A 21,278-nucleotide genomic window follows, 5' to 3' on the forward strand; every position below is an offset into this window, starting at 1 on the left:
GGGTTTCAGACCCTGGACGAGGACCCGGTCTCCGCCTGCCGGGCCTCCTCGGCCCGGGCCGCGCCCGGGACGAGGATCTTGCGCGAGAGCAGGAAGGTGAACGGGATGGCCACGACCGCCGCCACCAGCGGGGCGATCCGGGTGTCCATCCCGGCCCAGGTCACCAGGGCGTACAGGCCCACCGACTGGATCACGTAGTTCGTGACGTTCGTCAGGGGGAAGAGGAGGAACTTCTTCCAGGTCGGCCGGGTCCGGTAGGTGAAGTAGGTGTTCATGAAGAACGACCCGGTCATCGACAGCACGAAGGCCAGGGTGTACGCGGCGAAGTACGGCATCCACGGGTGCAGGAGCAGGTAGATGCCGAAGAACGTGGCGGTGTTCACCCCGCCCACCAGGGCGAAGCGGAGGACCTGGCCGAGCTGCTCCCTGCGGCTCATCAGGCGGTCCGGTCCGAGCTGCGTTCCCGGGCGCGGTCCGGGAGGTCCCGCGGGAGCGGGTCGGCTCCGTGGGCCTCCTTCACGAGGAAGTGCGGGCGGCGCTTGCTCTCGTAGTAGATGCGGCCGATGTACTCGCCGATGAGGCCCAGCATGACCATCTGGACCCCGCCGATGCCGACGATCATCGCGACGAGGGTGACGTAGCCGGGTGAGTCGACCCCGTAGGTCATGGCCATGACCGTGATCCACAGGGCGTACAGGCCGGTCAGGGCGACCAGCGACGTGCCGAGCCAGATCCCGAGGCGCAGCGGCCGGTTGTTGAAGGAGATCAGGCCGTCCATGGCGTAGTTCAGCAGCGCCCCGAACTTCCACTTCGTCTCGCCGGCCTCGCGCTGCGCGTTGCGGTAGTCGAAGTGGACGGTGTCGAAGCCGATCCAGGAGAACAGGCCCTTGGAGAACCGGTTGTACTCGGGCAGCGAGAGCAGGGCGTCCACGGCGGGCCGCGAGAGCATGCGGAAGTCGCCGACCCCGTCGGTGAGTTCCACGTCGACCCAGCGGTTGACCCCCCGGTAGTAGAGGCGGCTGAGGACGGAGCGGACCTTCTTGTCCCCCTCGCGCGTGCGGCGGGCGATGATCTGGTCGTGGCCCTGCTCGTAGTAGTCGAGCATGGTGGCGATGAGCTCCGGGGGGTGCTGGAGGTCCGCGTCCATGATCACCACGGCGTCGCCGGTGGATTCGCGAAGGCCGGCGAGCATCCCGGCCTCCTTGCCGAAGTTCCGGCTGAACGAGACGTACCGGGTGCGCCCGCCGTGCTCGGCAGCGATCTTGCGAAGCTTTCCGAGCGTTGAATCACAGCTTCCGTCGTCGACGTAACAGACCTCGTAGTCGACGGGGAGGGCATCCAGGACCTTGCGGATCGCCACGTCGAAGCTGTCGACGACGGCCTCTTCGTTGTAGCAAGGGACAACTACAGACAGCTTCGTCATGAACACTTCCTGCTGGGTCCGATCGGGTGATTGTCAGCCACCGGACCCGTCCCTCACCTCTTCCTTAGAAGTATGCAAGAAGAAGATCGGGCGTCGGTCGGCCTGCCTGAGCCGCGGGCGGCACACGGTAGCTTGGACGAGATAAGCGGAACGAGCTGAACGAAACGCAACGAAACGAAGGGATCGAGGTGCACGTGCCCGACGTCTCCGTGGTCGTCATCGTCTACAACGACGCAGAGCGTCTGTCGACAGCAGTCCAGTCGGTTTTGGACCAGACCCTGCACGGGGTCGAGGTCGTGATCGTCGACGACTGCAGCAAGGACCGCTCGTACGCGGTCGCCCAGGAACTGGAAGCCGCGCACCCCGGGAGAGTGCGCGCGTTCCAGCTGCCGGAGAACAGTGGCGGCTGCGGTGCGCCGCGCAACCACGGCATCCAGCAGGCCACCGGCACGTACGTGATGTTCCTGGACAGCGACGACGTGCTCGAGCGCAACGCCTGCCGGAACATGCTGGCCGCAGCCGAGCGGACCGGGTCCGACCTGGTCTCGGGCATGTGCGTCCGCGTGCACCTCGGCAACCGGTGGGACAAGACCACCGAGTGGTACCCGTGGATCTACTCCCGCACGCGCACCCTGGAGTCGATCACCGAGTTCCCCGACCTGCTGGTCTACGACACCCTCTCCACGAACAAGTGCTACCGGCGCGCGTTCTTGCTGGAGCAGGGCCTGGAGTTCCCGGTCGGCATCCACTACGAGGACCTGCTGTTCTCGGCGCAGGCCTACGTGGCCGCCCGCCGCATCACGCTGATCCCGAACCACGTCTACTTCTGGAGGGTGGCCGAGAAGGCCGCGGCGAAGTCCATCAGCAACCGGCGCCACGAGATCGCGAACTTCGTCCACCGGATGGAGATCCACCGGCGCGTCGACGAGCTGCTGGCCGCCAAGGGCCACACGGACATCAAGTCCGCGAAGGACGCCAAGTTCCTCAAGCACGACCTGGTGCTGCACCTGCGTGACCTGCCGCTTCTCGGTGACGCGTACCGCCAGGAGTTCGCCCGCCTCGCCAACGGCTACCTCGCGGGCATCGACCCGGCGGCCTACGGGAACGTCACCCACCTCCAGGCGATCTGCGCCTACCTGCTCGGCAAGGAGGACTGGGACAACCTGCTCCCCGCCGCCGACGCCATGACCAACAAGGGCCGGCTCTCCTCCCCGCTCGCCGAGCGCGACGGCCGGATCTACTGGTGCGGCCGGCACATCGACGACGCGGACGAAGCCGCCCGCACCGAGGCCCGCCGGATACTGGACGTCACCGAGCAGGGCTTCCACACCGCCCCGCTCACCTCCCTGCAGCTGGGCAACCGCCTGACCTCCTACGAGGACGACGGGCGAGGCACCGTCACGCTCTCCGGCGCCGTGGTGAACCCGCTGGGCCGGATCGGGGCCGACGCGGAGCTGAAGGCCTCGCTCGAATTCCGGGCCCGCCGCCAGATCGGCGTGCGCTCCTTCAGCTTCCCGGTGTCAACCGTGCGCCACGCCGGTGACACGATCGAGTGGACCGGCACGGCCGACGTCGGCAGCACCGTCCGCCCCCTCGGCATCATCGACGCCGTCTGGGACGTCCGGCTGAAGCTGACCGCCGGGAACGAGAAGATCACCACGCGCGTCTCCGTCGGCGGCGTCGACCTGGAGTCGGCGGCCCGTCTGCGCGTACGGCCGAGGCTGACCCGGCTGGTCTCCGACCGCTTCGAGCCGGAGGTCACCAAGAAGGGCAACCTCTCCTACGTCCTGACCGCCGAGGGCGCCGCCGCCGTCCGCACCCAGAACCTGATCAACAACGCCATACACGGCAAGACGGCGAACGTGGTCAAGCGCGGCCTGCGCAAGGCCCTGCGGGTCCGCCGGAGCATGGGCTCCGGCGAGCAGAAGGTGAAGCTCTACCACGAGGTCTTCTCGAAGCTGCCCATCAAGAAGGGCACGGTCGTCTTCGAGAGCCACATGGGCAAGCAGTACAGCGACAGCCCGAAGGCGATCTACGAGGAGATGGTGCGCCAGGGCGTGCCCTTCGAGGCGATCTGGTCGTACGCGGGCAAGCCCACGGGCTTCCCCAAGGACGCCACCCTGGTGCGGCGCTGGAGCTGGCCCTACCTGCGGGCACTGGCCCAGGCCGAGTACTGGGTCGACAACCAGGGCTTCCCGCTGGCCCTCGCCAAGCGCCCGGGGACCACGTACATCCAGACCTGGCACGGCTCCGCGCTCAAGCGGATGGGCTTCCACGAACCCCGCACCAAGGCGCAGGGCCGCGCGGGCCAGAACCGCTTCCAGGCGGCCGTCGACCGCTTCGACCACTTCCTGATCCGCTCCGAGCACGACACCCGCACCCTCGCCAAGGGCTTCCGGCTCCGCGACGAGGTCCTGCTGCGCACGGGCTACCCGCGCAACGACGCCCTGGTCGAGGCGCAGCGGGCCGAGGCGCAGAGCGGCGAGCGGGTCCGCGGGCCCCTGGCGGCGGAGCTCGGCATCGACCCGGACAAGAAGGTGCTGCTGTACGCGCCGACCTTCCGGGCGGGTGCGGACGGCGCGGTGGAGGGCTTCGAGTTCCCCTTCGACGTGGAGGAGTTCGCCGACCGGCTCGGTGACCGCTTCACGCTGCTGGTGCGGACCCACTACCTCAACAGCATCTCGCTGCCGCCGTCGGTGGCCGGCCGTGTCATCGACGTGTCCCGGCACCACGACATCACCCCGCTGCTGGCCCTCGCCGACGGGCTCGTCACGGACTACTCCTCGGTGATGTTCGACTACGCGGTCCTGGACCGGCCGATGGTGTTCTTCGCGTACGACTACGAGAAGTACGCCAACGACATCCGCGGCACGTACTTCGACCTGAAGGAGAAGGCCCCCGGCCCGGTCGTGGCCACCGCGGACGAACTCCTGCAGGCCCTGGCCGCCTTCGAGGAGGCGGACGCCAAGTACGCCGAGGCGCGCCAGCGGTTCCTCACCGAGTTCGGCGAGTACGACCGCGGGGACGCGGCCCGTCAGATCGTCGAGAAGTTCTTCACCAGGAGCGGCAAGTGAGCCAGCAGACCGCCGCCCCCGGCGGCCGTGACGTCTTCCTCGTCTGCAACAGCGTCGACGAGCTCGGCGGCGTGACCACCTGGTCGCACCAGATGGCCCGGCTGTTCACCGACCGCGGGCACCGGGTGCACATCGTCGGCATCGCCCCGGTGGCCGAGGAGATCCGCCAGAAGCTGCCGGCGGACCTCCCGTACGCCCTGACCACGCTGTACGACGCGCATCCCCCGGGTGCGCGCCGCCTGCGCGGGATCAAGGGCCGGCTGAACGCGCCGGAGCGGCGCCGGCAGGCGGCCCGCCGGGCGAAGATGCGGGCCAAGGCGGAACAGCTGAGCGAGCTCTTCCGCGCGGCCCGCCCCGGCAGTGTCGTGATCGTCACCCAGGTCTGGGCGATGGAGTGGGTCGCGCTCGCCGACACCAAGGGGCTCACCGTCATCGGCATGAGCCACGAGTCCTTCGAGGCCAGCCAGAAGTCCACCCGCGGCGAGCGGGTCCGCCGGTTCTATCCGGAGGTGGACCGGCTGCTGGTGCTGACCGCCGAGGACGCGGACCTGTGGATCCGGGCGGGCATGGAAAACGTCGGGAGCATGCCGAACCCGCTGCCCTTCATGCCGCCGACCCCTGCTCCGCGGACCGCGAAGGTCGTGGCCAGCGTGGGCCGCCTCGCCTTCGAGAAGGGCGTGGACCTGCTGCTCGACGCGTGGGCGGACGCGGCCCCGCAGCACCCGGACTGGGTCCTGCGGATCTACGGAGCCGGGGTGGAGGAAACGGCTCTGCGGGCGCACTGCACCTCGCTGGGCCTGGACGACTCCGTGGAGTGGATGGGCAGCACCGACGACGTCCTGGGCGCCCTGCGCGGGGCCTCGGTCTTCGCTCAGGCCTCCCGGGCCGAGGGCTTCCCCATCACGCTGCTGGAGGCGATGGCCGCGGGCGTGCCCGCAGCCGCCTTCGACTGCGCGCCCGGCGTACGGGAGATCGTCCGGCACGGCGAGGACGGACTGCTGGCCCGCCTGGGCAACACGATGGAGCTGGCCGGCCACCTGCGGGTGCTGATGGCCGACGCCGAGCTGCGCGACCGGCTCGGGGACGCGGCCTTCGAGTCGGTGAAGCGGTTCTCCAGCACCGAGATCACCGACCGCTGGGAAGCCCTCTTCGCCTTCCTGGAGCGCTGAGCACCGCCCGTCCCACGCAGACGAAGCCGCCCGCCCCGGAACTGTCCGGGGCGGGCGGCTTCGTCTGCGTGGGACGGCAGGCGGCCCCTAGCGGTGGAGCTCGTCGTGGGCGGCGACGTCGGCCGTGCGGCGGTTGGCCTCCCAGCCGGCCCATGCGGAGGTGACCATCTCGCGGACGTCGTGGCGGGCCTTCCAGCCCAGCTCGCTCGCGATCCTGTCCGCCGAGGCCACGACCTTCGCCGGGTCGCCGGGACGCCGCGGGGTGATCACGGGGGCGTAGGAGTGACCGGTGTTCGTGTTGAGCAGGTCGACCATCTCGCGGACGGAAACCCCCTCGCCGCGGCCGATGTTGACGGTGAGGTCCTTGTACTCCCCGGCCGCCGCCCATTCCGCCAGCTTGCGCGCCGCCGCCACGTGGGCCTCTGCGAGGTCCTCGACGTGGATGTAGTCGCGGATGCAGGTGCCGTCCGGGGTCGGGTAGTCGTCGCCGAAGATCTTGGCGCCCTGGCCCGCGTCGTACCGCTCGAAGACCATCGGCACCAGGTTGAAGACCCCGGTGTCGGCGAGTTCGGGGGTCGCGGCGCCCGCCACGTTGAAGTACCGCAGGCAGGCCGTGGCGATCCCGTGCGCCTTGCCCGCAGACCGGATCAGCCACTCGCCGGCCAGCTTGGTCTCACCGTACGGGCTCAGCGGCGCGCACGGGGTGTCCTCGGTGACCAGGTCCACGTCCGGCATGCCGTAGACGGAGGCCGAGGAGGAGAACAGCACGTTGCGCACGCCCGCGGCGGCCACGGCCTGGAGCAGGACCGTCAGGCCCTGCACGTTCTCCTGGTAGTAGTACAGCGGCCGCTCGACGGACTCGCCGACCTGCTTCTTGCCCGCGAGGTGCACCACACCGGTGATCTTGTGGCGGAGGATGACCTCGTCCAGGACCAGCCGGTCCAGGACGGACCCGACCACCAGCGGTACGCCCTCCGGAATGCGGTCGGCGTTGCCCGTGGACAGGTCGTCGAGGACGACGACCTTCTCCCCCGCGAGCTGCATCGCGCGGACGACGTGCGCACCGATGTATCCGGCGCCACCGGTGATCAGAAAGGTCATGTGAATCTCCCTGGGTCCCCCCGGAGGGAATCCGGGGGCCTGTCCGAGTTCTTCTGCGTTCTTCCGTATGGAGTGCTCAGCCCGCCCTGCGGCCTGCCCGGGCCCGGTGGAGGCGGTTTCGTACGAGGTACAGCGCGCCCTCGGCGCCGGGCGCCAGGCGCAGGGCCAGCGAGCCGGTCGCCGTGCGGTAGGGCTGCGACAGCAGGACACCGTACCGGCTGCTCGGCAGGGCGCGTCGGCGGAGCAGCCCGCCGCGGGGGCTCAGCGAGGTGACCACGCTGCTCCCGTCGGCGCAGGCGACCTCCACCCGGACGTCCCAGGCCTGCATCCGGCGCAGCCCCTGACGCCGCCCGGTCACGGCCAGGTCGGCGAGGCGGAACGGCAGTTCGGCGCTCCAGTCGGCATCGGCGGCGGGGCGCAGCTCCACCGGCTGGGCCAGCACGGGTTCGCCGCCCGCCCGGGGCAGGAACCGCAGCTGGACGGTGCGCGGCCCGGCCTTCGCGAGGCGCCCGTAGAGGTCGTGCAGGCGGATCCGCACCAGGCCGGAGCCGGCCGGTTCGGCGTCGGCGGTGATCGGGAGCCGGGCCGTCTCCAGCCCGGTCAGGCCGTCCAGTTCGACGGGCAGGGCCTCGCTCCACACCGGCACCCCGGCGGAGTCGGCGGCGTACGGCGGCAGCAGCCGCGGCGGCTCGGCGGCGAGGCGGGTGAGGCGGGTGAGGTCGGCGGGCGGGGCCTCGGTGGCACGCAGCAGCCGCACGATCCAGCGGACGTGGGCGGGCGCGGCCTCGATGTCGGCCTCGGCGAAGGTGGCGAGGTACTCCCGGGTGAGGGTCCACCACGCGGCCTGGTAGCCGGGGTCCGTGCCGATCTCGCGCAGGTACATGCGCAGGTCGTAGTCCAGGAACTTGACCTGACAGGCGTGGCCGAGCTCCGGGGAGGCGGCGGCGAGGGTGCGCGAGGCCGTGCGGTGGGCCTCGATCCGCGAGGCCCAGTTCCCGACGTCCTTGCGGTTCAGGGAGATCGACACCTGGGCGGCGCTGCGGCGCACGTGCCACACGTAGACGAGGTCGCCGATGACGGCGACGCGCGGGGCGGCGGCCAGCACGCGCGCGGTGAAGGCGAAGTCCTCGTAGACGAACCGGCCGTCGGGGAAGCGGATGGAATGCGCGTCCAGGAAGGCGCGCTCGTACAGCTTGTTGACGCAGAGGGTGTCACGGACCAGCTCCGGCCGGTCCGCGGGCCGCTCGATCACGTCGCCTGGGGTGTACAGCCCGGGCACCCAGGGCACGTCGTGGCCCTGCGGCAGCTCGCGGCGTACGCACGCGCCGACGGTGACGGCCGCGCCGTGCTCCCCGGCGGCCCGCACCAGGGCCTCGGCGGCCCCCGGCGGGAGCACGTCGTCGCTGTCCAGGAAGAGGACGTACGGGGCGGTCGCGGCCGCGATCCCGTCGTTGCGCGGGGTGCCGCACCCCCCGCTGTTCTCCGTGCGGTGCACGACCTTCAGACGGGGGTGCGCGGCGGCCAGCTCGTCCAGCACGCGTGCGGTGCCGTCCGACGAGGCGTCGTTCACGGCGATGACCTCGGCGACCACCGGGCCCTGGGCGAGGGCCGAGGAAACGGCCCCGCCCACGAGCCCGGCGTCGTTGTACGCGATCACCACGACGGACACGGTGGAGGATTTGCTGCTCACCCGGAGGATCCTAAGCGACCCGCGTAAAGGCGACTTCAAGGTCGTCCGGTACTAGAAGGGACGGAACTCGTCGTACTCCTTCTGAGCGGAGTCCCCGCGCTTGGCTTCCTTCTCCTTGCGGCGCTGGGTGGCCGGGCGCGGCTCGTCCAGGCGGTGGTCCTCGCCACGGCGGCCCAGCATCTCGGCGCCGGCCATCACGGTCGGCTCCCAGTCGAAGACGACCGCGTTCTCGTCGGAGCCGATGGCCACGCCGTCACCCGCACGGGCACCGGCCTTCCTGAGCGCGTCCTCCACGCCGAGGCGGTTCAGGCGGTCGGCGAGGTAGCCCACGGCCTCGTCGATGTTGAAGTCGGTCTGGCGGACCCAGCGCTCCGGCTTCTCGCCGCGCACCCTGTAGAGCTCTTCGGCCTCGTCGTAGGTGACGGTGAAGCCGGAGTCGTCCACGGCCTTCGGGCGGATGACGATGCGGGTCGCCTCCTGCTTGGGCTGGCGGGCGCGGGCCTTGGCGATGACCTCGGCGAGGAAGTAGGAGAGCTCCTTGAGACCCGTACGGGCGACCGCGGAGACCTCGAACACCTTGTAGCCGCGGGCCTCCAGGTCAGGGCGGACCATGTCGGCGAGCTCCTGGCCGTCCGGGATGTCGACCTTGTTGAGGACGACGAGGCGCGGGCGCTTCTCCAGGCCGCCGCCGTAGAGCCGGAGCTCTTCCTCGATGACGTCGAGGTCGGCGATCGGGTCGCGGTCGGACTCCAGCGTGGCGGTGTCCAGGACGTGCACCAGCACCGAGCAGCGCTCGACGTGGCGCAGGAACTCCAGGCCGAGGCCGCGGCCCTGGCTGGCGCCCGGGATGAGGCCCGGGACGTCGGCGATCGTGTAGACGGTCGAACCGGCCGTGACGACGCCCAGGTTCGGGACCAGGGTGGTGAAGGGGTAGTCCGCGATCTTCGGCTTGGCGGAGGAGAGCACCGAGATCAGCGAGGACTTGCCGGCGCTCGGGAAGCCGACCAGGGCCACGTCGGCGACGGTCTTGAGCTCCAGGATGACGTCGCCACCGGTGCCGGGGACACCGAGGAGCGCGAAGCCGGGGGCCTTGCGGCGCGCGGAGGAGAGCGCGGCGTTGCCGAGGCCGCCGCGGCCGCCCTCGGCGGCGACGTAGGTGGTGCCCTGGCCGACGAGGTCGGCGAGGACGTTGCCCTCCTTGTCGAGGACGACGGTGCCGTCCGGCACGGGCAGGATCATGTCCTGGCCGTCCTTGCCGGAGCGGTTGCCGCCCTCGCCGGGCTTGCCGTTGGTGGCCTTGCGGTGCGGGCTGTGGTGGTAGTCCAGCAGGGTGGTGATCGACTGCTCCACCACGAGGATGACGTCACCGCCACGGCCGCCGTTGCCGCCGTCGGGGCCGCCGAGCGGCTTGAACTTCTCCCGGTGAACGGAGGCGCAGCCGTGGCCCCCGTTACCCGCGGCGACGTGCAGCTCGACGCGGTCCACGAAGGTGGTCATGGGTGTTCCTCCAGATACAGCGGGAATAGTCCGGAAAATCCGGTGGCAGGCCTTGCTGCCCATTAAACGTGTCTATGTGACAACGCGCCGAGGGCGGACCTCTCTTCCCGGCTCGCGCCGGAAAGAGCTGAGATCCGCCCTCGGGAAGTTACGAACGCTCGATCAGCAGAAGCTGGATCAGGCGGCCGGAACGATGTTGACGACCTTGCGGCCACGGTGCGTGCCGAACTGCACGGCACCGGCCTGCAGCGCGAACAGCGTGTCGTCGCCGCCACGGCCGACGCCCGCGCCCGGGTGGAAGTGGGTGCCGCGCTGGCGGACGAGGATCTCACCAGCGGAAACGACCTGACCGCCGAAGCGCTTCACGCCGAGCCGCTGGGCATTGGAGTCGCGCCCGTTCCGAGTGGACGATGCGCCCTTCTTGTGTGCCATGTCTCAGTCCCTCTTACTTCGCAGCCGCGGGGATACCGGTGACCTTGATCGCCGTGTACTGCTGACGGTGACCCTGGCGACGGCGGTAGCCGGTCTTGTTCTTGTACCGCAGGATGTCGATCTTGGCGCCCTTGTGGTGATCCACAATCTCGGCCGTGACCTTGATGCCGGCCAGGACCCACGGGTCGCTGGTCACGGCTTCGCCGTCGACGACGAGCAGGGTCGAGAGCTCGACCGTGTCGCCAACCTTGGCAGTGGAAATCTTGTCAACCTCAACGATGTCGCCGACAGCAACCTTGTGCTGGCGACCACCGCTGCGCACGATGGCGTACACGCGGATCTCTCTCTCACTCGGGGCGGATGCTCCTGAAGCCAGCCGCTCAGTCGGGACCCCGTCTTGCGACAGGACCGCACTGATCCGGATTGGACGAGCGGCCTCTCCTGCACGGCGCTTGCGCGCACGGACGCGGGAGGAAGGTGCTCAGGAGCGCGGCATGCGCTGAACATATTTGCCCACACATGCCGACGGTCTAGGTTACGGGGCCGGTTCCAGGGGGTCAAACCGGGTCCCGTACGGCCGTGGGCCCCGCCTTCCGGCGGGGCCCACGGCGGTGCTGTGCCGCTTCAGGCCGCGGATCAGGCTTCGGTCGGCGCCGAGACCGAGGGCGGGGTCTGCTGCTCCGCCGCCGCGGTCTTCTTCGTCGTCCGCTTCGCCGCGGTCTTCTTGGTGGTGGCCGTCTTCTTGGCCGTGCTGGTGGTGGCCTTCTTGGCCGCCGTCGCCTTCTTGGCGGTGGTGGCCTTCTTCGCCGTGGCCGCCTTCTTGGCCGGAGCCTTGCGGGCGGCCTTCTTCGCCGGGGCGGGCTCCTCGGCCGGTGCGGCCTCCTCGACGGAGGCCTGCGGCTCCGCCGGAGCGGTCTCTACGACCACCACGGCGGCCTCTGCCGCACCCGCCGGGGATCCGGCCGGGGCGGTGGCCTTACGGGTGGCACGCCGACGCGGACGGGCCGGTGCGGCCTCCGCCACGGGGGCCTCCTCGACGACGGCCGCCGGGGCGGGCGCCTCGGGCTCGGCGACCGCCGGCTCGGGCTCCACGACCGGCTCCGGCTCCGGCACGACGACCGGCTCCGGGGCAACCTCGGCCGCGGGGGCCGGGGCACCCGCCGGGGCGGTGGCCTTGCGGGTCGCCCGGCGACGGGTACGGCCCTTCGGCGCGGCCTCGTCGACCGGTGCCGCCTCGACCGTCTCCGCGGCCGCCACGGGCTCGGTGACGACCTCGGCCTCGGGCTCAAGGACCGTGTCGGCGGGCTCGGTCACCGGCTCGGCCTCGACCACGGGGGCCGGAGCCTGCGCCGGGGCCTGGGCCGCACCGCGCGGGGCACCCGCCGGGGCGGTCGCCTTGCGGGTGGCGCGACGGCGGTTGCGGCGGCCGCTCAGACCCGCCGCGGCCTCGGCCTCGGCCGGGCTGCTGTAGAGCTCCTCGTCCGCGACGAACTCCGGCTCGGGCAGGGCCCGCGGCGATGCGGCCTCGGCGGCCACCTCGGCCTCGGTCTCGGTCTCGGCCTCGAACTCCACGTCCACGGTCTCGACGTCGTGCTCGTGCTGGTCGGAGTCCGACTTGCCGCCACGGCGCTTGGAACGCTTGCCGTTGCCGCCGCCGCCGACCACGGTCGGGGTCTCCATGTGCACGATGACACCGCGGCCGTTGCAGTGGACACAGGTCTCGGAGAAGGACTCCAGCAGACCCTGGCCCACCCGCTTGCGGGTCATCTGGACCAGGCCCAGCGAGGTCACCTCGGCGACCTGGTGCTTGGTCCGGTCACGGCCCAGGCACTCCAGCATCCGCCGCAGGACCAGGTCGCGGTTGGACTCCAGGACCATGTCGATGAAGTCGATCACGACGATGCCGCCGAGGTCGCGCAGCCGCAGCTGGCGCACGATCTCCTCGGCCGCCTCCAGGTTGTTCCTGGTGACGGTCTCTTCGAGGTTGCCGCCCTGACCGGTGAACTTGCCGGTGTTGACGTCGATGACGATCATCGCTTCGGTCTTGTCGATCACAAGCGAGCCGCCCGAGGGCAGCCACACCTTGCGGTCGAGCGCCTTGGCGAGCTGCTCGTCGATCCGGTACGTCGCGAAGACGTCGACCTCGGAGGTCCAGCGCGACAGCCGGTCGGCCAGGTCCGGGGCCACGTGGTTCACGTAGCCGTGGATGGTCTCCCAGGCGCTGTCACCGCTGACGATGACCTTCGAGAAGTCCTCGTTGAAGATGTCGCGCACGACGCGGACGGTCATGTCCGGCTCGCCGTACAGCAGGCTCGGCGAAGAGGTCGAGATCTGCTTCGACTTCTTCTGGATGTCCTCCCACTGGGCCTGCAGGCGCTCGACGTCGCGGCGCAGCTCGTCCTCGCTCGCACCCTCGGCGGCGGTGCGCACGATGACGCCCGCGTCCTCGGGGACGATCTTCTTGAGGATGGTCTTCAGACGAGCGCGCTCGGTGTCGGGCAGCTTGCGGCTGATGCCTGTCATCGAGCCCTCGGGCACGTAGACCAGGTAGCGGCCGGGCAGCGAGACCTGGCTGGTCAGGCGGGCGCCCTTGTGGCCGATCGGGTCCTTGGTGACCTGCACGAGGACCGACTGGCCGGACTTGAGGGCGGACTCGATGCGGCGCGGCCCGTTGGCCATGCCGAGCGCCTCGAAGTTGACCTCACCGGCGTACAGGACCGCGTTGCGGCCCTTGCCGATGTCGATGAAGGCGGCCTCCATGGACGGCAGCACGTTCTGGACCTTGCCCAGGTAGACGTTGCCGACGTACGAGGTGGCTTCTTCCTTGTTGACGTAGTGCTCGACGAGCACGTTGTCCTCGAGGACGCCGATCTGGGTGCGCTCGCCGGCCTGGCGGACGACCATGACGCGCTCGACGGCCTCGCGGCGGGCCAGGAACTCGGCCTCGGTGATGATCGGGACGCGGCGGCGGCCCTGCTCGCGGCCCTCGCGGCGGCGCTGCTTCTTCGCCTCCAGACGGGTCGAGCCCTTGATGGACTGCACCTCGTCGGAGGAGGTGGACTCGGCGCGCTCGCGGGCCGGACGCGGCTCGCGGACCTTGACGACGGTCCGTACGCCGTCCTCCTCGCCGGTCTCGGCGGCGTCGGCAGCGGAGTCACCGCTGCGACGGCGGCGACGACGGCGGCGACGGCTGGAGCTGGAGCCGAGGGCACCGGAGTCCTCGTCGTCCTCGTCCTCGGCCTCGTCGGCCTCCTGCTCGCCGGCCGGGGCCTCGGCCTCGTCCTCGGCGGACTCGTCGAGGTCGGCGGACTCGCCACGGCGGCGACGACGGCCACCGCGACGGCGGCGGCGGGACGGGCGCTCGCCCGACTCGTCGCCCTCTTCGAATTCGGCGGACTCGTCCTCGAGCTCGGCGGCCTCGGCCTCCGGCTCCTCCTCGGCGAGCACCTCGGGCAGGGAGACCGGACCGGTCTCGGCGGCCGGCGCGGGCTCGGCGGCGCCACGGCCACGGCGGCGGCGACGGCCGGCCGGCTGCGGGGCGGGGGTCTGGACGACCTCGACCTCGGCCTCGATCTCCGTCTCCTCCTCCTCCGGCTCCTCGGCCGGAGTGGCGGCGCGGGCGGCCATGGCGGCCATGGCGGCGGTCTCGGGGGTCTGGAACATCGGCTCGGCGAAGACCGGGGCCTGGAACACGGCCACGGCGGGACGCGCGGCGCGGCGGGCGCGGCCCGGGGCGGCGGGCGCCTCGGCCTCGGCGGCGGGCTGCGCGGCAGAGGCCGGGGAACCGGCACGGGTGGCGCGGCGGCGGCCGCCGCGCTTCGGGGAGTCCACGGCGTCGGCGACGGTCACGGAGCGGGTGGCGGCCCGGGGGGCCTCCTCCACGGCGGCGGGAGCCGGTGCGGCCTCGGCGGCCGGAGCCTCGGGGGCGGTCACGGCGCGGGTCGCACGGCGACGGGCACGCGGGGCCGGAGCAGCGCTCTCCTCGGCCACGACGGCGGCCGGAGCAGCAGCCGGGGCAGCGGCCGGAGCCTCGGTCACCACGGCCTCGACGGCTTCGGCAGCCGGAGCAGCCGGAGCGGTCACGGCGCGGGTGGCACGGCGGCGGGCACGCGGGGCAGGAGCGGCCGGGGCCTCCTCCTCCACGACGGGCGCGGCCTCGGCCACGGCGGGAGCCGGCGCGGCCTCGGCGGCCGGAGCCTCGGGGGCGGTCACGGCGCGGGTCGCACGACGACGGGCACGCGGGGCCGGAGCGGCCGGGGCCTCTTCCTCCACGGCGGCGGGAGCCGGTGCGGCTTCGGCGGCCGGGGCCTCGGAGGCGGTCACGGCGCGGGTCGCACGACGACGGGCACGCGGGGCCGGAGCGGCCGGGGCCTCTTCCTCCACGGCGGCGGGAGCAGCGGCCGGAGCCTCGGTCGCCACGGCCTCGACGGCTTCGGCGGCCGGAGCAGCCGGGGCGGCGACGGCGCGGGTGGCGCGGCGGCGGGTACGGGCGGGGGCGGCGGCCGGGGCGGCCTCCGCCTCGGTCGCCTGGGTGTCGGCCGGAGCGGCCTCGGTCACCGCGGCGGTCTCGGCGGCGGTGGCGCCGGGGGGACCGGCGGGCCGGGACGCGGCGCGGCGGCGCCGGCGCGGCGGCAGGTTGTCGCTCGGGCTGCCGTTGTCGGCGTTACCGGCGGGGGTGGTGGTGTCGTTTTCGTTGTTGAGCATTGCGGGCGGTTCTCCCGTCACGCTCCCGGGCGCCGCGGCTGACGTCCGGTCCGGCACGGCTGCCGCGTAATGAGCGCGGAACCGGCCTCCGGGGCGCGTTCGCCACACGGGAGCTGTAGTCCATGGCCGCCGGTTCCGTACGTGTTGTCCGTACGGCCTGGCGGAAGTCTTCAGGTCAATGCGCTGCCCGACCCAGGTGGCTCCCGAGTACCAGGGCTGCGCGACGACGACGATCCCTACGCGGCGGGACCTTCCGGCGCCTTCGCGTCGGCAGCTACGGCGGCCGTGGGTGGGGCGGCCGTGTCTGCCTCGCGGTCGGGCGCGAGCGGGTCGGTCACCGTGCCGGACTCCTCGTCGAAGAGCCCCTGCGCCAGCCTGGTCACCGCTGCGGGGACCGGCGGCGCCAGGTCGGCCACAGCTCGGAGACCGGACAGGACGTCGTCGGGTCGCACGGCAGGTGTCAGATGCCGAACAACCAGCCGCAGTATCGCACAAGCATTGTCCAGCGGCCTATCAGCCGGGGCAGGGAGCGCCTCGAGGCTCACCACAGCCCCACGCGTGTCGAAGGTCCGCATGCCGTTCTTGGTGCGGCGCTGCACTTCCACCGTCTCGGCGGCGAGGAACGCGGTCACGGCCCGTTCGGCGTCCGCGGGCTCGACGCCCTCCAGGCGCAGCTCCCACACGGAGGCGGTCAGCCGGTCGGCGAGGCCCGAGGTGCGGGCTTCGACGGCGTCGATGATGTCGAGTCCGGTCGGCATGGACTCGTCGAGCAGCTCGCGGAGCTTCTCGGGGTCACGGGAGTCGGCGAGGGCGATCTCCAGGTACTCGGCCTCGCTGCCCGTTCCGGTCGGAGCGGCGTTGGCGTACGAGACGCGGGGGTGCGGGGTGAAGCCGGCGGAGTACGCCATCGGCACCTCGGCGCGGCGCAGGGCCCGCTCGAAGGCGCGCTGGAAGTCTCGGTGGCTGGTGAACCGGAGGCGGCCGCGCTTGGTGTAGCGCAGTCGGATGCGCTGCACCACCGGTGCGGGAGGCGGGCCTTCGGGCTGTCGCTTGCCCAGTGGTTCTTCTCCTTGTGCGGGGCTCCGCGGCTCGCGCGTCGCCCTGAGCGTCTGGGGGCCGTCCTGCCACGCCCTGCCTCCGGCTCACACCTGCTCTTTGCGCAGGGAGACCTCGGGGGCGGGCGGATGGCGTACGGCTGTCGTACTACCCAGAGTACGCGCCTGTGACCTCGCCGGTTCCCGGGGAGGAGTACCGAAGAGCGCATGCCGCACCCCGGCCCGCGCGTCCCGTACGGCCGCCCGGGCGGTGTGCCACACCTCGCGGGCGGCGGCGCGGGAGGTGCGCCACACCTCGCGGACCAGATGGCCGACGGGCGTGGCCACCTGGCGGTAGACCCAGGCCGCGGGGCGGGAGACGCACCCGCGCCAGAGCCATACGAGACCGCGCCCGAGGGCCCGGCTGGCCCGTCCGGCGAGCCGCCAGGTGGCGGCGACGAAGTGCCCGAGGGGGGTGAGGACGTACCGGTACAGGCCGCGGGCCAGCCAGGCGGCGCCCTGCCCGAGCGGGGTCAGCAGGTACCGGTAGGCACCGGTCGCGGCCGGGACCACGACGTACGTCCACAGGGCGGCCCACGGCCACACGAACAGGGCCTTCGCCAGCCAGCCGAGGACGGTCACGGCCCACCGGGCCAGCCAGGCGGTGCCGTGTCCGGCGGGGGTGAGGACGTAGCGGTACAGCGCGGCCCACGGCCAGACGAACACGGCGGCGAAGGCGCGCGGCAGGAACCAGAGCAGGGCGTGTCCGACGGGGGTGAGGACCTGGCCGTAGAGCCCGCGGGCCAGCCAGGCGATGCCCCGGACCGGCGGCACCAGCAGGTGGCGGAAGACGGCGGTGACCGTCCAGACCACGCCGGCGCCCGCGGGCCTCAGCAGGTACCGGGCCACCGCCAGGACCACCCATTCGAGCCCCTTGCCCACGGGCCGCAGCAGGTACCGGTACAGCGCGGCGGCGCCGGGGACGATCACGTACCGCCACAGGGCGGCCCACGGCCACACGAACAGCGCCTTCGCCAGCCAGACCAGCGCCACGGCCGCTCCCCGGCCCAGCAGGGCGAGTCCCTGCCCGAGGGGGACGAGGACCCAGCGCCACAGGGCGGCGCCCGCGGGCGCGAGCACGTACCGCCACAGCGCGGCCCAGGGCCAGTAGAAGACGGCCAGCGCCGCCCACTTCAGGACCAGCCCGGTCCCCCGGGCCAGCCAGGCGATGGCATGTCCGACCGGGGTCAGGAGGTACCGGTACAGCCGGTCCCAGACCCAGGCCGCCGCGTCCCCGGCCGGACGCAGGGCACGCCGGTGCACGGCGCGGGCGGCAAGGACCAACAGGTCCCACACCACCCGCACGGGCAGCACGATCACCACGGCCAGGATCCGCACGGGGATCCGGACCATCGCGAACACGCAGCCCTCTCCACCGGGCGGGGGTGCGGGCGTGCCGTGCTTTTCCAGATCCATGCCCTTGACGACGCACGACGGGCTCCGGACGTTGCACGCCGGCGCGGCCGGGCGGAAGCAGGACGCCCCCCACCGTTCCCGGTGGGGGGCGTCCTTCAGGGCCTGGTCCGGCGGCCCGGGGTCACTTCACGACGGTCAGCGGGAGGAGCTTCTTGCCCGTCGGGCCGATCTGGATGTCGAGGTCGAGCTGGGGGCAGACGCCGCAGTCGAAGCACGGGGTCCAGCGGCAGTCCTCGACCTCGGTCTCGTCGAGGGCGTCCTGCCAGTCCTCCCAGAGCCAGTCCTTGTCGAGACCGGAGTCGAGGTGGTCCCAGGGCAGGACCTCCTCGTAGGTGCGCTCGCGGGTGGTGTACCAGGCCACGTCCACGCCGTGGGCGGGCAGCGTCTTCCCGGCCGCCTCCATCCAGCGGTCGTAGCTGAAGTGCTCGCGCCAGCCGTCGAAGCGGCCGCCGGACTCGTACACCGCGCGGATGACGTCGCCGATGCGGCGGTCGCCGCGCGAGAGGAGGCCCTCGACGATGCCCGGCTTGCCGTCGTGGTAGCGGAAGCCGATGGAGCGGCCGTACTTCTTGTCGCCGCGGATCTTGTCGCGGAGCTTGGTCAGCCGCGCGTCCGTCTCCTCGGCCGACAGCTGCGGCGCCCACTGGAAGGGGGTGTGCGGCTTGGGGACGAACCCGCCGATCGAGACCGTGCAGCGGATGTCGTTCTGGCCGGAGACCTCGCGGCCCTTGGCGATGACGTTGACCGCCATGTCGCCGATCTGGAGGACGTCCTCGTCGGTCTCGGTCGGCAGGCCGCACATGAAGTACAGCTTCACCTGGCGCCAGCCGTTGCCGTAGGCGGTGGCGACGGTGCGGATCAGGTCCTCTTCCGAGACCATCTTGTTGATGACCTTGCGCATGCGCTCGGAGCCGCCCTCGGGGGCGAAGGTCAGGCCCGAGCGGCGGCCGTTGCGGGTCAGCTCGTTGGCCAGGTCCACGTTGAAGGCGTCCACGCGGGTCGACGGCAGGGACAGGCCCACCTTGTCGTCCGAGTAGCGGTCCGCGAGGCCCTTGGCGATGTCGGCGATCTCGGTGTGGTCCGCCGAGGACAGCGACAGGAGTCCGACCTCTTCGAAGCCGGTCGCCTTGAGGCCCTTCTCCACCATTTCGCCGATGCCGGTGATGCTTCGCTCCCGCACGGGGCGCGTGATCATGCCGGCCTGGCAGAAACGGCAGCCGCGGGTGCAGCCGCGGAAGATCTCCACGGACATCCGCTCGTGGACCGTCTCGGCGAGCGGGACCAGGGGCTGCTTGGGGTACGGCCACTCGTCGAGGTCCATGACGGTGTGCTTGGACACGCGCCACGGCACGCCGGAGCGGTTGGGGACGACGCGGCCGATGCGGCCGTCCTCCAGGTACTCGACGTCGTAGAAGCCCGGTACGTAGACCCCGCCGGTCTTCGCCAGGCGCAGCAGGACTTCCTCGCGTCCGCCCGGCCTGCCCTCGGCCTTCCAGGCGCGGATGATCTCGGTCATGTCGAGGACGGCCTGCTCGCCGTCGCCGATGACCGCGCAGTCGATGAACTCCGCGATCGGCTCGGGGTTGAAGGCCGCGTGGCCGCCCGCGAGGACGATGGGGTGGTCGACCGTACGGTTCCTGGCCTCCAGCGGGATGCCTGCGAGGTCCAGCGCCGTCAGCATGTTGGTGTAGCCCAGCTCCGTGGAGAAGGACAGCCCGAACACGTCGAAGGCGGACACGGGGCGGTGGCTGTCCACGGTGAACTGCGGCACCTTGTGCTCGCGCATCAGTTCTTCGAGGTCCGGCCACACGCTGTACGTGCGCTCCGCGAGAACGCCCTCGCGCTCGTTCAGCACCTCGTACAGGATCATGACGCCCTGGTTGGGCAGCCCGACTTCGTACGCGTCCGGGTACATCAGCGCCCAGCGGACGTCGCACTCGTCCCACTTCTTGACCGTGGAGTTGAGTTCACCACCGACGTACTGGATGGGCTTCTGCACATGCGGAAGCAGGGCCTCAAGCTGAGGGAAGACCGACTCGGTCATCACGCGACTTTCGTGAAGCGGGCAGGGGGCAGCTCTCAAGCGTACCTCTAGGCCCGGGCGCCCCCTACCCGCATGATCACTTGAGGGCGGCCCGCAGGGCGGGATCCGAGGCCTCGGCCCAGACGTCCGGCAGTTCCCTCTCGCTCTGCTCGGCCCGGACCTCCTCGTGGGCGTGCAGGACGCCCCAGGTGAAGGCGGACTCCCCCGCCCCCGCCGCCTGGACGCCGAGGCCGCGCAGGGCCCCGCGGGCCACCACGCTGTCCTGGTGCTCGCCGAGCAGGCTCTGCACCGACTTCATGGCCTTGGCCAGGCGTTTCGCCGGTTTCCCGAAAGCGGGCACGGCCGCCTCCGCCGCGTAGCGGGCGCGTTTGGCGGCCTTGCGGGCCTCGTGCAGGGCCACGTCCCGTTCTCCGCCCGCGGGCAGGGCGAGCGCGTTCTCGACGCGGCCCGCGAGGCGTTCGTAGTCGTACAGCACGGCCTTGGGCAGGACCTTCCCGGCGGGTTCCGCGGCCTTCTCCAGCAGCGGCGGGGTGTCCAGGACGGCGTCGAGGGTGTCCAGGAGGGCCAGGTAGCGCCCGCTGTCCAGGGCGCCCAGTGCCCGGCGCCTCGAATCGGAGCGGCGGCTGTTGTTCCACACCCGCAGGCGGCCGCGGACCGGGCCGATGACCTGGTTGCGGGGCAGTTCGCCGAGCCGGGTCCGGATGCGTTCCAGCAGTACCTCCTGGTCGCGGTCGACGCCGAGTTCGGCGGCCAGCCAGCGCAGTTCCTCACCGATCGGGTCGGTGACCGCGCGGTCCAGCACCTTGCGGTACGTCTTGAAGGCGCTGCGCAGCCTGCGGGTGGCGACCCGCATCTGGTGGACGGAGTCCGGCAGGTCCCGCCGTACGGCCGGGTCCTGTGCGATCAGGGCGTCGCGCTGTTCGCGCAGGTACGACAGGACGTACGCGCCCGCCGTGCCCTCGGCCGGACCGGGGCTCGCCTGCGGCGTCCCGGCCTGCGGCACGGCGCCGGTCTCGGCGAGGGCCCGGGCGAGCTTCGAGGGGGCGTCGCTGACGCGCAGCCCGCCCTTGCGGAAGGTCTTCTCGACGGCGTCGAGGAGGGCGGCGTCCGCTCCGTCGGCGAGTTCGACCTCCACCTCGGTCCAGGAGACGGCGCGCTCGCCCCGCTCGGCCCGTACGGCGTCGATGCTGAGCTCGGCGAGCAGGGCTCCCTCGGCGTCGAGCAGGTTGCTGACGCGGCGCGCGGAGACCAGCCTGACCTGGGGTTCCAGAGCGGTGTTGCGGACCCGGGAGCGGATCAGGGCGGCGAGTGCCCGCGGGAGGGTGTCACCGAGGGGCGCCGTGACCTCGTCGCGGACCCCCGGGGAGACGGGCAGTTTCAGGTGCCAGCCCTCGTCCTTGCCGCCGGTTCTGCGCCGCAGGGTGAGCCCGTCGGCGGCGAGCCGCAGGCCGGGGGTGTCGTAGTAGACGGCGTCGAGGCCGACGGCGCCCTGGTCGGACACGGCCGCGATCGCGGCCGTGCCCGTCAGGTCCGGCACCTCGTGGCGGGCGGCTCGGCCGGCCCGCTTCTCGTCAGCTCGTGTGAACTCGAATTTCCGCTCTGTCTCGCGTTTCGTGTCCGCCATGAACCGAATT

General features: G+C 71.8%; 14 protein-coding genes. 2 read left to right on the plus strand and 12 right to left on the minus strand.

Going from position 1 to position 21,278, the window contains the following annotated elements:
• Nucleotides 1-5: 5 nt before the first annotated feature.
• Complete coding sequence (locus tag IO30_RS0122355; protein WP_031145435.1) at nucleotides 6-437, minus strand: GtrA family protein; 432 nt, start codon at nucleotides 435-437, stop codon at nucleotides 6-8.
• A complete protein-coding gene (locus IO30_RS0122360) occupies nucleotides 437-1,423 on the minus strand; it encodes a glycosyltransferase family 2 protein (RefSeq protein ID WP_031145436.1) in 987 nt (328 codons plus the stop codon). Before IO30_RS0122360 ends, IO30_RS0122355 begins: the two co-directional genes overlap by 1 nt.
• 188 nt (nucleotides 1,424-1,611) lie before the next feature.
• Between IO30_RS0122360 and IO30_RS0122365 the strand changes: the two genes are divergently transcribed.
• Nucleotides 1,612-4,497 carry a bifunctional glycosyltransferase/CDP-glycerol:glycerophosphate glycerophosphotransferase gene (locus tag IO30_RS0122365; RefSeq protein ID WP_031145438.1) on the plus strand — a complete coding sequence of 962 codons (2,886 nt, stop codon included), beginning with the start codon at nucleotides 1,612-1,614 and terminating at the stop codon, nucleotides 4,495-4,497.
• On the plus strand, nucleotides 4,494-5,666 hold the full coding sequence (locus IO30_RS0122370; RefSeq protein ID WP_031145440.1) for a glycosyltransferase: 1,173 nt from the start codon (nucleotides 4,494-4,496) through the stop codon (nucleotides 5,664-5,666). The genes IO30_RS0122365 and IO30_RS0122370 overlap by 4 nt, the downstream gene beginning before the upstream one ends.
• 87 nt (nucleotides 5,667-5,753) lie before the next feature.
• Here IO30_RS0122370 and galE read toward each other — a convergent pair whose 3' ends face one another.
• From galE to IO30_RS0122420, 10 genes are all read right to left on the minus strand, one after another.
• Complete coding sequence (gene galE / locus IO30_RS0122375) at nucleotides 5,754-6,767, minus strand: UDP-glucose 4-epimerase GalE (protein WP_031145442.1); 1,014 nt, start codon at nucleotides 6,765-6,767, stop codon at nucleotides 5,754-5,756.
• 76 nt (nucleotides 6,768-6,843) lie between these two features.
• Nucleotides 6,844-8,457, minus strand: coding sequence for a glycosyltransferase family 2 protein (locus IO30_RS0122380; RefSeq protein ID WP_051859429.1), 1,614 nt, complete (start codon nucleotides 8,455-8,457; stop codon nucleotides 6,844-6,846).
• Between the two features lie 51 nt (nucleotides 8,458-8,508).
• The gene (gene obgE / locus IO30_RS0122385) at nucleotides 8,509-9,954 is read right to left on the minus strand and encodes a GTPase ObgE (RefSeq protein WP_031145446.1); all 1,446 of its coding nucleotides are present in this window, start codon (nucleotides 9,952-9,954) and stop codon (nucleotides 8,509-8,511) included.
• Between the two features lie 177 nt (nucleotides 9,955-10,131).
• Nucleotides 10,132-10,386: a 50S ribosomal protein L27 gene (rpmA, locus tag IO30_RS0122390; RefSeq protein WP_008738950.1), complete on the minus strand. Its 255-nt coding sequence runs from the start codon at nucleotides 10,384-10,386 to the stop codon at nucleotides 10,132-10,134.
• 13 nt (nucleotides 10,387-10,399) lie between these two features.
• On the minus strand, nucleotides 10,400-10,720 hold the full coding sequence (gene rplU, locus IO30_RS0122395; protein ID WP_030384677.1) for a 50S ribosomal protein L21: 321 nt from the start codon (nucleotides 10,718-10,720) through the stop codon (nucleotides 10,400-10,402).
• A gap of 302 nt (nucleotides 10,721-11,022) precedes the next feature.
• On the minus strand, nucleotides 11,023-15,090 hold the full coding sequence (locus IO30_RS0122400) for an Rne/Rng family ribonuclease (protein WP_031145452.1): 4,068 nt from the start codon (nucleotides 15,088-15,090) through the stop codon (nucleotides 11,023-11,025).
• Nucleotides 15,091-15,326: 236 nt separating this feature from the next.
• Complete coding sequence (locus IO30_RS0122405; protein ID WP_031145454.1) at nucleotides 15,327-16,106, minus strand: TIGR03936 family radical SAM-associated protein; 780 nt, start codon at nucleotides 16,104-16,106, stop codon at nucleotides 15,327-15,329.
• 126 nt (nucleotides 16,107-16,232) lie between these two features.
• A complete protein-coding gene (locus tag IO30_RS0122410) occupies nucleotides 16,233-17,600 on the minus strand; it encodes a hypothetical protein (RefSeq protein WP_107066919.1) in 1,368 nt (455 codons plus the stop codon).
• Nucleotides 17,601-17,721: 121 nt separating this feature from the next.
• Nucleotides 17,722-19,647 carry a TIGR03960 family B12-binding radical SAM protein gene (locus IO30_RS0122415; protein ID WP_202205127.1) on the minus strand — a complete coding sequence of 642 codons (1,926 nt, stop codon included), beginning with the start codon at nucleotides 19,645-19,647 and terminating at the stop codon, nucleotides 17,722-17,724.
• Nucleotides 19,648-19,720: 73 nt separating this feature from the next.
• On the minus strand, nucleotides 19,721-21,268 hold the full coding sequence (locus IO30_RS0122420) for a CYTH and CHAD domain-containing protein (protein WP_031145459.1): 1,548 nt from the start codon (nucleotides 21,266-21,268) through the stop codon (nucleotides 19,721-19,723).
• Between the last annotated feature and the right edge of the window lie 10 nt (nucleotides 21,269-21,278).

This window comes from Streptomyces xanthophaeus, assembly GCF_000725805.1.
GTDB classification, from domain to species: Bacteria; Actinomycetota; Actinomycetes; order Streptomycetales; family Streptomycetaceae; genus Streptomyces; species Streptomyces xanthophaeus.